The following is a 12,110-nucleotide window of genomic DNA, read 5'->3' on the forward strand; positions in this document are numbered from 1 at the left end:
CGCTCCTACAGGGTCCAGCCGACTCAGTTGGCGCTGCTCTCCATCACCGCCCCCTTGAACACATCATCCAGCGGCACCTGGTAACCGATAGCCAGCCGATTGGTCTCATTGGCCATCGCCACCACCGCCATCAGCTCGCCGAGCATGCCGTCATCCATCCCCGCCTTGCGCGCCGCCGCACCGTGGGAACCGATGCAGTAGTTGCAGTTGTTGGTGACGCTGACGGCGACGTAGATCAGCTCCTTCACCAGCGGATCCAGCTGCCCTGGCCCCATCACGTCCTTGAGGCTTTCCCAGGTGCGCTTGAGGGTCTGCGGGTGGTTGGCCAGGGCCTTCCAGAAGTTGTTCACCCAGTCGATCCTGCGGGTCGCCATGATGTCGTCGTAGACGGCACGGACTTCGGGACTGGCTTCGGCATACTCGATGAGCTGGAAGGACATGGGGACTCCTGACGAAAAGGAATAAGAAAAGCAGAATTCAGAATTGGATGGCGGAACGAACGATGGAGAAAGATAAGGCGCTTTCTCCCATCCCCGTCAAGGAATCAGACCCATGCAACGCCTCCCCACCCTGCTCTTCGCCGCCGCCCTGCTGCCCGCCGCGAGCCAGGCTGCCCAGCCCGGCCTGTGGGACACCTACGCCAGCCTCAAGCAGCACACCTTCGTCGACCTGACCCACGCGTTCGACAGCAACACTCCGCACTGGAAAGGCTTCGAGCCCATGGGCCGCAAGACGCTCTACAGCGTGGACAAGGATGGCTTCCAGGTGGAGCTGTACAGCCATGTCGGCCAGTGGGGCACCCACGTCGACCCGCCGGTGCACTTCCACAAGGGCCTGCGCAGCGTCGACCAGCTCGATGTGAAGGAACAGTTCCTGCCGCTGGTGGTGTTCGACATCCACGAGCAGGTGGCGAAGAACCCCGACTACGTGCTCACCCTCGCCGATGTGCAGGCCTGGGAGGCCAGGCATGGCGCGGTGCCGGAAGGCTCCTTCGCGGCGTTGCGCACCGACTGGTCCCAGCGCTGGCCGGATCAGGCGAAGATGCAGAACCAGGACGCCAGGGGCGTGGCGCACTACCCGGGCTGGAGCAAGGAGGCACTGGTGTACCTCTACGAGACGCGCAAGATCACCGCGTCCGGCCACGAGACCACCGACACCGATCCGGGCATCGCCACCAGCAAGGATGACTACTCGCTGGAGTCCTACATCCTCGGCACCAACCACTACCAGATCGAACTGCTCGCCAACCTCGACAAGGTTCCCGAGGCCGGCGCGCTGGCGGTGGTGAGTTTCCCGAAGATCGCCGAGGGCACCGGCTTCCCGGCGCGGGTGTTCGCCATCCTGCCGTGAGCCTCCGATAGGTCAGAGTGAAGCGAAACCAATCGCGGACGAAGTCCGCTCCTACGTGACCTCATGCATCGTAGGAGCGGACTCCGTCCGCAATGACCCACCGGCGGCTCCGAGTCCCAGTCCGAAGGCCATAAAAAAACGCGGCCCGAGGGCCGCGTTCTTCATGGCTTGCGCGTCGATCAGTGAACCAGGATCGAAGCCTTCTTCTGACGCACCTTCTCCGGGTTGATCAGGAAGCGCGCCAGCGCCGGCAGCAGCCATAGGGCGCCGAACATGTTCCAGAGGAGCATGAAGGTCAGCATCAGGCCCATGTCGGCCTGGAACTTGATCGCCGAGAAGATCCAGGTGGCGACGCCGATGGCCAGGCACAGGCCGGTGAACAGCACCGCTTTACCGGTGGACTTCAGGGTCTCGTAGTAGGCCTCCTGCAGGGACAGGCCCTGGCGCAGGAAGGACTCCAGGCGGGTGTAGATGTAGATGCCGTAGTCCACGCCGATACCCACGCCCAGCGCGATCACCGGCAGGGTCGCCACTTTCACGCCGATGCCCAGCGTGGCCATCAGCGCGTTGCCCAGTACCGAGGTGAGGATCAGCGGCAGCACGATGCACAGGGTCGCGGCAACCGAGCGGAAGGTGATCAGGCACATCACCGCCACGCAGATGTACACCAGGATCAGGATGGTCAGTTCCGAGTGCTTGATCACGTCGTTGGTGGCAGCCTCGATACCGGCGTTACCGGCGGCGAGCTTGAACTTCAGGTCGTCCTTCTCGTTGGCCTTGGCGAAGTCCTGCACGACGGCCACGGCACGGTCGAGGGTCTCGGCCTTGTGGTCGTTGAGGAACACCAGCAGGGGCGCCAGCGAGCAGTTGCTGTTGAACAGGCCTTCGGCGCGGCTGATGGAGTTGTTCAGCACGTCCTGGTTGCGCGACAGCGACTCCCACTTCAGGTTGCCTTCGTTCATGCCCTTGATCATCTGCTTGGAGACGGTGACCAGGGAGATGGCCGACTGCACGCCCTGGGTGTTCTCCAGGCGCCAGGCCAGCTCGTCGATGGCGGACAGGGTCTTGTGGGTGGAGCAGCCTTCGGCCTCGGACGCCACCATCACCACCAGCACATCGGAGCTGGTCGAGTAGTTGCGGATGATGAAGTCGTTGTCCAGGTTGTAGCGCGAGTCCGGACGCAGTTCCGGCGCGCCCTGGTCGAGGTCGCCGATCTTCAGGTGATGGCCCTGCCACATGCCGCCGGCGAACATCGCCAGGGCGATGACCACGGAGATCGGCGCCACGGACGGGCTGGCGAAGTTGGACAGCGCACGCCAGAAGGGATGGTCGCGCACGGCGTCTTCCTTGCTGCGCTGCACCGCCTTCTTGCTGATGCCGATGTAGGAGATGGCGACCGGCAGCAGGATCAGGTTGGTGAACACGATCACCGCCACGCCGATGGAGGCGCCGATGGCCAGTTCGCGGATCACGCCGATGTCGATCACCAGCAGGGTGATGAAGCCCACGGCGTCCGCGAGGATCGCGATCATGCCCGGCAGGAACAGCTGGCGGAACGTACGGCGGGCGGCCAGCAGCGGGGTTTCCGCGTCACTGGACTGCAGGGCGATCCCGTTGATCTTCTGCACACCGTGGGAAATACCGATGGCGAAGATCAGGAACGGCACCAGCATCGAGTACGGATCCAGCCCGAAGCCAATGATGTGCAGCAGGCCCAGCTGCCAGATCACCGCCACCAGCGTGGTGGACAGCACGGCGATGGTGGAGCGCACGCACTTGGTGAACCACAGCAGCAGCACCAGGGTGATGACGAAGCAGATGCCGAAGAAGCCGACCACCATCAGCAGCCCGTCGATCAGGTCACCGACCTTCTTGGCGAAGCCGGTGATGTGGATCTTCACGTTGGGGTTCTGCAGCTGGTACTTGTCGCGGATCTTCTCTTCCAGTTCATGGGAGAACTGGCGGTAGTCCAGCTTCATCAGCTTGCCCTGGTCCTTCGGGTCCGGGTAGACCTCCAGCAGCGGCACGTCGACGATGCTCGACTTGAAGTTGTTGGCCACCAGGCGGCCGATCTGGCCGGACTTGAGCACGTTGTTGCGCAGCAGGTCCAGGGCCTTGGCGGAACCGTCGTAGGTCTGCGGGATCACTTCGCCACCGGCGAAGCCTTCCTCGGTCACCTCGGTCCAGCGCACGCTCGGGCTCCACAGCGACTTCATGCCGGAGCGGTCGACGCCGGGGATGTAGAAGACCTCGTCATGGATCTGCCGCAGCGTCTCCATGTATTCCTTGGTGAAGATGTCGCCATTCACCGCTTCCACCGAGATGCGCACGGTGTTGCCGAGGTTGGCCAGGTCGTTGCGGTGCTCCAGCATGTTCTGGATGAACGGGTGCTGCAGCGGGATCATCTTCTCGAAGCTGGTGGACGGACGCACCTGCGTGGCCGACCAGGCAAGGAAGACGGTCACCAGCAGGCACGCGATGATCACGAACGGCCGGTGGGTGAAGATGATGCGTTCCAGGAAAGTCGCCTTGTCCTGTTGATGCTTGTTCAGAGCGTTCATTGCGGCTCCCCGGCTTATTGTTGTTCTGTCAGCTCGGCGCCGGTCGCCGAAGCCAGGTGGATACCGCCCTGGCCGACCAGGACCAGGTTGCCATTGCCGGCCGCGCTCACGCCCGCGAGGGACAGGCGATCCGGACGGTTGACGACGCTGAAGCTGACGCCGTCGTCCTTGCTCTCCAGCACGCTGCCGCCATGGCCGACGACGACGATGGTGCCGTCATCCAGCAGGCTACCTTCGGAGAGACCGAACTCCAGCTCGCCGCCATTGGCGGTGGGCAGGCTGACCTGCTGCCAGGTGCCGCCGAAATCGGTGGAGCGGAACAGGTGACCACGCAGGCCGTAGGCCAGCACGGTGCCGGCCTGGGTGGTGCCGGTGGCGTCGAACAGCGAGCCTTCGTACGGGCCCTGGAGTTTCTCCCAGGTCTCGCCCCAGTCCTTGGAGCGGAACATGCTGCCCGCCTCGCCGACCACGAACAGGCCGGAATCCTTCACCGCCGTGATGGCGTTGAGGTGGTACTGGTCTTCATTGTCCAGGCGGTCGCTGACGTCTTCCCAGTGCTGGCCGCCATCGGTGGTTTCCAGCAGCGCGCCATAGGCGCCCACGGCCATGCCGTGGTTCTCGTCCTGGAACCAGATGTCCAGCAGCGGCGCTTCGCGCTTGAGGTCCTCGAACTGGCGCACCCAGGTGGTGCCGCCATCGGTGGTCGCCAGGACCTGGGCGTCATGGCCGACGGCCCAGCCCTTCTTGTCGCTGATGAAGAACACCGAGGTCAGCAGCTGGCGGGTCGGCACGGTGGCCTGGGTCCAGCTCTTGCCTGCGTCGTCGGAATAGAGGATGTGCCCGTGATCGCCCACCGCGACCAGACGCTTGCCGGCATGGGCGATGCTCAGCAGCAGGCTGCTGGAGGCCTTGGCGGAAACGATGGAATTGGCATCACTGGCGGCGTCCGTTGCGGCAACGGCGTGCAGCGGAGCCAGGGACATCATCAGGAAGGAAAACGCGCCGAGCAGGGAAACCGTCTTGCGCGACATCGGGAAGGAGCTTCGCACTCCCGATACGGGCTGCTCGCTCGAAGTGCGCCACAGGGGCTCACGCATATGCCTTTACCTCTTTTTCTTATGCAGGCGGTATGTAGTTTGGAGCTATATAGCCAGCCTTTTCCGGGGCTGACAATTAACGGCACGTTATCTTTTGTTAAGCCCTGACCGCCTCACTCGAAAGGATGAGTGCAAATTGCCACCTCAGCCGAAAGCCGCACGTTCAGGGGCTTGCAGCGGGTGAAGCGGTAACACTTTGTGCTTCTGTCAGAGCGAATCCGACAAGTTCTTCGACCGCCGATGACGAGGCTCGCCGAGGCACGGATTCTTTTTGTAGGAGCGAGCTTGCTCGCGAGCCACTCAGCCGGCGACTCCGCAACTGGGCGGGTTCGCGAGCAAGCTCGCTCCTACGAAGTTCAAACCCGCCAATAGAAAAAGCCCCGCCGAGGCGGGGCTTTTTATTGAAGCGACTGACTCAGCGAGTACCGCGGCGACGCAGTGCGGACGGGCTGAAGTAGGAGTCGTCCGGTACGGCCTGGCCGAAGTCGATGGTGCTCGGCTCTTCGTTGTCCAGGTTCTGTACGTGGTAGCGACGGGCCTGCAGGTCGTGGAAGGTATCCAGAGCGGTCCAGGTGGTGGGCAGCTCGTAGTAGTTCTTCAGGTAGGCCAGCGATACACGCCACAGCTCGCCGCGACCGTCGTACTGGTCGACTTCGGCGGCGCCCCAGCTGTCCTCGTCGAGGAACAGCACGCGCTTGGAATAGATGTGGCGCGCGCCCGGCTTCAGGGTGCCTTCGACGACCCACACTCGGTGCAGTTCGTAGCGGGTGTACTTCGGGTTCAGGTGGTTCGGGGTCAGCAGATCCTTGTACGACACCTCAGGGCTGGAAACCTTGTAGTTGTTGTACGGGATGTACATTTCCTTCTTGCCGATCAGTTTCCAGTCGTAGCGGTCCGGCGAGCCGTTGAACATGTCGGTGTCGTCGGCGGTACGCAGGCCGTCGGCGGCAGCGATAGGGGTGTCGTAGGCCAGGTTCGGCGCACGGCGCACGCGGCGCTGGCCGGCGTTGTAGCCCCAGGCCTGACGCGGCTCCTTGACCTGATCGAGGGTCTCGTGGACCAGTGCGGCACCACCTGCCAGGCGAGCCGGGCTCTTGGTGAACGACAGGTAGTAGAAAAGCAGGTTGTTCAGGTCAGCGAAGCTCTTGCCCTGGATGTAGTACTTGAACAGCGCTTCCTGCTGTGAGGTCACCAGCGAGTAATCACCGTTGCGCTGCACGGCCACTTCCGAGGCGCGACGCACGACGTAGGTGCCGCGGTAGCGGGCAATGTGGTTCCACACCGCTTCCACGCCGTTCTGCGGGATCGGGAACGGGATGCCGCCGAAGGCATCGACGAAGCCGTTGCCGCCCTCGGCCAGCTTGGCGCTGGTGGCGTTCTTGAAGGTGTTGTCGTACACCCACTGCGGCGCCGAACCGCTGCGGCGGCTCGGGTACACCGGCATCTGGAAGGTGTCCGGGTAGGTGGCGAACAGCGCCAGGGTGCCCGGGGTCAGGTTGGCCTTGTACTGGTCCAGGTTCGCCTTGGTAATGGTGTACAGCGGCTTGTCGGCGGCGAACGGGTCGATGTGGTGCTGGCCTGGCTTGTAGCCGGCCGGCGCCTGGGTGATGCCGCCGGTCCAGGCCGGGATGGTGCCGGCGGCGTTGCCGGCCTTTTCCGCGCCCAGCGGGGTCAGGTTCGACTGCAGCTTGGCCGCGTCCTGCGGGGACACCGCCGCCAGGGCGCTGCCGGCGGACAGGGCCAGGGCCACTGCGGCGCCGACCAGGGTACGCATGTTGCGCATGTTGCTTCTCCGTGAGATGTGCGCGGCGGGTACTTCTGCACCCCGCCGCGCGGCTTTCATAGGATCTGTTTTCGTTAGAACGAGTACTTGACGTTGAAGCCCACGTTGTCGCGGTCGCGTGCGGCGTTGTTCTGCCCGGCGCCGTAGAACTCGGTGTATTGCAGCTCGGCTTCCAGGGCGTTCAGGTAGGTCGCCTTGACGCCCAGGGTGTAGGCCTTGCGGCCTTCGATGAAGTTGCCGGTCTGGTAGGAGTTGCCTTCGAAGTCGTCCTTGTAGACGGCGTAGGGCGAGATGTTCACGCCGGCGAAGACGTCGTTCCAGGTACCCGACAGCAGCAGGGTGTAGCCGTAGGCGTTCTTGTTCACCTGATCGTCGCGGTCGTAGCCGGAGATGTAGGCGCCGTTGCTGCGGCCGGAGTAGTAGCGGGTGCTGCCGTCGTACGCGGTGTACTTCAGGTCGCTGCCGCGCAGGTGCTCGGAGGCCAGTTCCGCCACGCCCATCAGCGAGTCGAAGGACAGCGACGGGCCGAAGTTGTAGATGGTACCCAGCGAGGTGTTGAAGGCCTCGACGCGCTCGTAGTTGTGGATCTGGTCGCTCATCGAGACCTGACCGCCACCGATGTTCACGGTCTTGCCGCTGGCCAGGCCCGGAGCCTGGACCAGCAGGTCGCCCAGCAGGTCGTTGGTGGTGGCGATGCCGATCGGCAGGTTCGGACGGTAGGCCAGTTCACCGAACACCGAGGCATCGCCCACGGTGGTGTTGAAGCTGAAGCCGTACATGCGGATGTTCTCGACGTACTCGCGACGGGCGTTGACCTGGTTGGCCACGTCCACGGAGGTCGCGCCGTTGACCAGGCTCAGCACCTGGCCGGCCAGGGCGTTGCCGCCGCCAGCCGCGCTCACCAGCTGGTCGTAGGAGGTGAAGCCGCCAATGCCGGCCAGCTGGTCGAGGTTCACACCGGCGTAATCGCTGTTCAGGTCGGCGTAGATGGTCGGCTCTTTCGAGTGGTAGTTCACGAAGTAGAAGCCGAACTCGGTGGAGTTCAGTTCTTCGGCCACGTAGTGGAAGGCCACGCCGAACTGACCATCGTTCTTGGCGTTGATGTCCTTGCCGACGTTGGCGACCTTGAACACGCCGTTGGAGTCCAGGTAGCTGGTGCCCTGCAGGCCGCCCACGTTGGCAGCGGACAGCTGCGGGTAAAGGGTCTGGAACAGCGGATTGGAGAGCGCACCCACGGTGGTGTAGGCCGTGTTGCCGCCGTCGGCGAACAGGTCGGTCTCGGAGAAGAAGGTGCCGACCGGGTCGATGCGGGTTTCTTTCCAGTTCCACTGGTAGAAGGCGTCCATCGACAGGTTGTCGGTCAGGCCGATGTTGAAGCTCGCGGCTTCGACCGGCATCAGCACTTCCTTCAGCTCGGCGCCCGGCAGGCGGAACTTGGCAGCGTCCACCGGGTTGGTGGTGTTGACGCCACCACGGTAGAAGATGCCCTCGCCCCAGTTGAACACCTGGCGGCCCAGGCGCGCGGTCAGCGGGTGGTCGGCCACATCCCAGTTGCCATAGACATAGGCATCGAGGATCTCGGCGCGGTTACCGGCGGCGTCGCGGGTCTCGCTGGTGAAGCGGTCGCTGTTGGGGTAGGTCTGGCTCGGCTGCGCCGGATGGTTGTTGTCGTAGTAGTCGTTGCGCTTGTCCATGATCTGGGTGTCATAGAAAGCCGAGCCACGCACGAACAGGCCGTAATTCTTGTAGGTCGCTTCCAGGTCGGAAGTGATCTTGTACACCTCGGAAACCAGGCCGGTGTCGAAGTTGCGGTTGCCGTCGTTGCCGTTGATGTCGTTGTTGGTCTTGTCCTGACCCTGTACGCGCCACAGGGTGCCGTAGGAAACGGTGCTGTCCAGCGAGCCGGAGACTTCGTTGTCGAGGAAGCTGAACTCCACGGCGGTCGCCTGGGCGGACATCAGCAGCGGCAGGATGCCTGCCAGGGCAAAGCCCGCACGAGCAGGCGCATAACGCAAGACGGGCTTGCGAACTGGGATTTCCATTAGGACTCACTCCATGGACTGATCATTCTTTGGCGGTGCCGCCACTGCGGGCGGTTCACCGTTTTCAGCCGTTACTCCACGGCCTTGTTGTCGTCGATCTGAAGGAAACTCCCCCAAGGTGCTCGACATGCCTCCCGCCCCATCGGACGGGCAAAGGCTAAGCGGGGTCCGTCGGTGCAACCCCAGTGCCAACAGCACCGATGTATCCGAATCTGCTTACAAAAAATAAAGAATCTGCGCGCTACTTTTTGTGACTGGTCGTTCACTGACCAAATCAAGTCGCCGATTGCGCCATTTAGCACCCCGCATGGCGCAATCGGCCCCTGAAGGCGCGACGCAGACACATCGGTGTTTTTCGCCCACTATCACAAAGCGATAAGAATGATATCGATTAATTCCGATAGGTAACAAAAAGGTGTTACCAACAAAAGTTGGTAACACCTTTTCGACAGTACATTGCGCCCCCGGGACGGGGCGCGGCGGGAGTGTTACGCGAGGCTCTTGCTGACCACTTCGTATACATCGCTGGACAGCTCGCCGGACGCGAGGACACGTTCCAGCTCCGCCTTCATCAGCGCCTGGCGCGCCGGTGCGTACTTGCGCCAGCGGGTCAGCGGGGTCAGCAGGCGCGAGGCGATCTGCGGGTTGAGCGCATTGAGGGTGATGATCTGGTCGGCCAGGAAGCGGTAGCCGGCGCCGTCCGCACGATGGAAGTTCACCGCGTTCTGGTTGGCGAAGGCGCCGATCAGGGCGCGGATCTTGTTCGGGTTCTTCAGGGTGAAGGCCGAATGCTTCATCAGCTCCTGCACACGTTCCAGCCCGCCCGGCAGGGTGCAGCCGGCCTGGACGCTGAACCACTGGTCCATCACCAGCGGGTCTTCCTTGAAGTAGTCGGCGAACATCGCCAGTGCTTCGCCCTTCTCGGTCTCGAACGACGAATTGACCAGCACGGCCAGCGCGGTCAGGCGCTCGGTCATGTTGTCGCAATCCTTGTACTGCTCCTGGCAGGCGGCGAGGACCTCGGCCTTGCCGCTCTGCATGAGGTAGGACAGGGAAATGTTCTGCAGGCTGCGGCGGGCGATGTGCGACGCCTCGGCGACGTAGGCGGTCTCGCGGGACTGCTTGCGGTTGGCCTGATAGCGCTCCCACAACGGCTCATGCAGCGCCGCGCCGATCTGCTGGCGGGCGAACTCGCGGGCCGCGTGGATGGCCTCGACATCCGCCACTTCGCTGATCTCGGTAAGGTACGCCTCGCTGGGCAGCGAGAGCATCTCGGCGACCATGGCCTGATCCAGCCCGGTATCCAGCAGCAGGGTGCGGAAGGCGGTGATCAGGCGCTCGTCGAGTACCAGTTTGTCGCCACGCTGGTGCTGGCCGATCAGCTCCTGCAGGACCTGCACGGACAGTTGCTGGCCGGCTTCCCAGCGGTTGAAGCCGTCCTCGTCGTGCTGCATGAGGAACATCAGCTGGTCGCGGTTGTAGGGGAAGCTCAGCTTCACCGGCGCGGAGAAACCACGCAGCAGCGACGGCAGCGGCTTCTCGGCCAGACCGACGAAGGTGAAGGACTGCTCGGCCTCGGTCACCTGCAGCACGCGATCACTGCCATGGGCGTGCTCTTCGCCCTGCAGACGCAGCGAAAGCGCATTGCCCAGCTTGTCGAGCAGGCCCATCTGCACCGGGATGACGAAGGGCTGCTTCTCGCTCTGTCCCGGAGTCGCCGGGCAGCTCTGACGGAAGGTCAGGGTGTAGCTCTGCGCGGCGGCGTCGAAGCTCTCCTCCACGGCCAGGCGCGGGGTGCCGGACTGGCTGTACCAACGCTTGAACTGGGTCAGGTCGACGCCGTTGGCGTCTTCCATGGCCTTGACGAAGTCGTCGCAGGTCACGGCCTGGCCGTCATGGCGCTCGAAGTACAGGTCGGTGCCCTTGCGGAAGCCGTCGGCGCCCAGCAGGGTGTGAATCATGCGCACCACTTCCGAACCCTTCTCGTAGACGGTCAGGGTGTAGAAGTTGGAAATCTCGATGAACGAATCCGGGCGCACCGGGTGCGCCATGGGGCCGGCATCCTCGGCGAACTGATTGGTGCGCAGGAAGGCCACGTCCTCGACGCGCTTGACGGTGCGCGAGTTCATGTCGGCGGAGAACTCGCTGTCGCGGAACACGGTGAAGCCTTCCTTGAGCGACAGCTGGAACCAGTCGCGGCAGGTCACGCGGTTGCCCGACCAGTTGTGGAAGTATTCGTGGGCGACGACACCTTCGACGCGCTGGTGCGCGGCGTCGGTGGCGGTCTCGGCCTTGGCCAGCACGCAACTGGAGTTGAAGATGTTGAGGCCCTTGTTCTCCATGGCGCCCATGTTGAAGTCGTTGACCGCGACGATCATGAAGATGTCCAGGTCGTACTCGCGACCGTAGACCTTCTCGTCCCAGCGCATCGAGTTCTTCAGGCTGTCCATGGCGTGCTGGACCTTGTCGATGTTCTCCGGCTCGACATAGATGCGCAGGGTGACTTCGCGCTCGCTCAGGGTGGTGAACTGGTCTTCCACGCACCAGAGGTCACCGGCGACCAGGGCGAACAGGTAGGCCGGCTTCTTGAACGGATCCTGCCAGGTCGCCCAGTGGCGGCCGCCCTCTTCCGAGCCGCTGGCCACCGGGTTGCCGTTGGAGAGCAGCACCGGGTACTGGTGCTGCTCGGCCGACAGCGTGGTGGTGAAGCTGCTCATCACGTCCGGGCGGTCGAGGTAATAGGTGATCTTGCGGAAGCCTTCGGCTTCGCACTGGGTGCAGAACATCTTGCCGGACTTGTACAGGCCTTCCAGCGCGGTGTTGCTTTCCGGGTGGATGCGCACGGTGCTGTCGACGGTGAAGGTCTGCGCCGTCGGCTGCAGGGTCAGGTGATTCTCGTCCTGCTGGTACTGGCCGGCTTCGAGGGCCTGGTCGTCCAGCGCCAGCGACAGCAGCTCCAGCTGCTGGCCGTCGAGCACCAGCGGCGGCAGGCCGTCGCCGCGCTCCGGGTTGCGGCGCATCACCAGCTGGGCGTGGACCAGGGTGTGGTCCTCGTACAGCTCGAAGGTCAGGTTGGTCTCGTCGATCAGGTATTCGGGCGCCTGATAATCCTTGAGGTAGATGACTTTCGGTTGCTCGGTACGCATGGCTTCTGGCCCCTTGGAAGGCGGCAGGCGGGATGGGCCGGCCGGAGGAATACTGACTCTAGCGATTGGAGTCGGCGCGGGCGAGTCGGGAACGCATCTATCCCTGGATGCGTTTCTCTCTAGATGAGAGC

The 12,110-nt window shown here is 63.5% G+C and carries 7 protein-coding genes; 1 reads left to right on the forward strand and 6 read right to left on the reverse strand.

Annotated elements, in window-relative coordinates; translation table 11 throughout:
- Positions 1–23: 23 nt before the first annotated feature.
- A complete protein-coding gene (locus J2T47_RS16540; RefSeq protein ID WP_253448873.1) occupies positions 24–440 on the reverse strand; it encodes a carboxymuconolactone decarboxylase family protein in 417 nt (138 codons plus the stop codon).
- Positions 441–552: 112 nt separating this feature from the next.
- On the opposite strand from J2T47_RS16540, the gene J2T47_RS16545 reads away from it, so the two are divergent.
- The gene (locus J2T47_RS16545; protein ID WP_253448876.1) at positions 553–1,350 is read left to right on the forward strand and encodes a cyclase family protein; all 798 of its coding nucleotides are present in this window, start codon (positions 553–555) and stop codon (positions 1,348–1,350) included.
- Positions 1,351–1,529: 179 nt separating this feature from the next.
- Here J2T47_RS16545 and J2T47_RS16550 read toward each other — a convergent pair whose 3' ends face one another.
- The 5 genes from J2T47_RS16550 to pepN all read right to left on the reverse strand — a co-directional run bounded on the left by J2T47_RS16550 (position 1,530) and on the right by pepN (position 11,979).
- Positions 1,530–3,911 carry an efflux RND transporter permease subunit gene (locus tag J2T47_RS16550; RefSeq protein WP_253448879.1) on the reverse strand — a complete coding sequence of 794 codons (2,382 nt, stop codon included), beginning with the start codon at positions 3,909–3,911 and terminating at the stop codon, positions 1,530–1,532.
- 14 nt (positions 3,912–3,925) lie between these two features.
- Positions 3,926–4,942 (reverse strand): WD40/YVTN/BNR-like repeat-containing protein, encoded by a 1,017-nt coding sequence (locus J2T47_RS16555; RefSeq protein WP_437180988.1) that lies wholly within the window; start codon positions 4,940–4,942, stop codon positions 3,926–3,928.
- A 481-nt stretch (positions 4,943–5,423) separates the two neighbouring features.
- Entirely contained in the window at positions 5,424–6,791 is a 1,368-nt protein-coding gene (locus tag J2T47_RS16560; RefSeq protein ID WP_253448885.1) for a DUF1329 domain-containing protein, read from the reverse strand.
- 74 nt (positions 6,792–6,865) lie between these two features.
- Positions 6,866–8,833, reverse strand: coding sequence for a DUF1302 domain-containing protein (locus tag J2T47_RS16565; protein ID WP_253448888.1), 1,968 nt, complete (start codon positions 8,831–8,833; stop codon positions 6,866–6,868).
- A gap of 488 nt (positions 8,834–9,321) precedes the next feature.
- Positions 9,322–11,979 (reverse strand): aminopeptidase N, encoded by a 2,658-nt coding sequence (gene pepN / locus J2T47_RS16570; protein WP_253448891.1) that lies wholly within the window; start codon positions 11,977–11,979, stop codon positions 9,322–9,324.
- Between the last annotated feature and the right edge of the window lie 131 nt (positions 11,980–12,110).

Source organism: Pseudomonas nitroreducens (assembly GCF_024170165.1).
Classification (GTDB): domain Bacteria; phylum Pseudomonadota; class Gammaproteobacteria; order Pseudomonadales; family Pseudomonadaceae; genus Pseudomonas; species Pseudomonas nitroreducens_C.